1 protein-coding gene is annotated in these 1459 nt (G+C 57.8%); it reads right to left on the bottom strand.

Annotated elements, in window-relative coordinates:
• The coding region (locus FHT78_RS29105) for a calcium-binding protein (RefSeq protein WP_281412893.1) at positions 1-1459 on the bottom strand (1459 nt) is incomplete at both ends.

Raw genomic sequence — 1459 nt, 5'->3', positions numbered from 1 at the left:
GTGCCGCCCCAAAGACCGTCGATGCCATGGCCGTCATTGATCAGGATGTCGTCACCAGCGCCGCCATAAAGAGTGTCATTGCCGAGGCCGCCGGACAGCGTATCATTGCCGGCACCACCGGAAAGGACGTCATTACCTGCAGTTCCGTTGAGAACAGAACCAGGCGTATGTGGTACGACGCTTCCTCCGCCCGCGAGTGTGAGCATTTCATCTCGCGTGATGTAGCGGCCATCAGCAAAGACGAAGGTTTCGATGCCGGCCGTGCTTGATTGATCAGTGGAGGAGAACTGCCAGCTGACGCCCATAACCTCATTGGTCGCAGTATGACGAATATAGAGATGATCCGGGCGAAAACCTTTATAGCCCTGCAGGAACTCCAGATCCTCAAAATTGGCATTGGTAAATATCAATTTATCAGACGAACCATCCCCTTCGGCGTCTGACACATGATTGATGAAATAGACATTCGGATCGCCGACCACCACCTCGCTGCCGAAGGCAAATTGGTAGATGTCATTGCCGGTGCCGCCCCAAAGACCGTCGATGCCATGGCCGTCATTGATCAGGATGTCGTCACCAGCGCCGCCATAAAGGCCGTCGTTACCACCGACGCCTGAAAGCGTATCGTTGCACTCGCTGCCTATAAGGGTATTGTTGAGATCGTTGCCAGTCCCGACAAATCCGCCATCGCAGCCCTCATGGATGAGGTTTTCGACATTGCCTGACAGTGTATAGCTGGCAACGCCACTCACCTTGACGGTGTCATTGCCGGAGTTCAGCTGTTCTTCCACCACCACATTGGGACCGCGGACTTCGTAAACGTCGTCGCCGGCCCCGCCGCGCAGGATGACCGTGCCGTTGGCACCCGAGGCTCCAAGCGTGTCGCCGTAGCCCGAGCCGACGACGATCTCGATCCCCGACAGAGTGTCGCCCGCAGCGTCACCGCCATGACCGACACCAGTATCCAGATCGATTGTCACACCGGAAGAGGAACCAGCATAGCTGACCGTGTCCGTGCCCGCACCGCCGTCCAGCACGTCAGCACCAGAGCCACCGATCAGAATGTCATCGCCGTTGCCGCCGTGAAGAACATCGATACCCGCACTTCCTGTTAATGTGTCGCCGTAGCCCGAGCCGACGACGATCTCGATCCCCGACAGAGTGTCGCCCTCAGCGTCACCGCCATGACCGACACCAGTATCCAGATCGATTGTCACACCGGAAGAGGAACCAGCATAGCTGACCGTGTCCGTGCCCGCACCGCCGTCCAGCACGTCAGCACCAGAGCCGCCAATCAGAATGTCATTGCCAATACCACCCGTCAGAATATCATTGCCAGGCGTTCCGTTGAGAACAAGGGGCGCATGCGGCACGATGGTTCCGCCACCAATGAGGGTAAGCAGTTCAGCCCGTGTAATGTAGCTGCCGTCGGCAAAGACGAAGGTTTCGATGCCGGCCG

The organism is Rhizobium sp. BK196 (genome assembly GCF_014193255.1).
In the GTDB taxonomy this organism is placed as follows: Bacteria; Pseudomonadota; Alphaproteobacteria; order Rhizobiales; family Rhizobiaceae; genus Rhizobium.
This window is presented reverse-complemented; position numbering and strand designations above follow the sequence as displayed.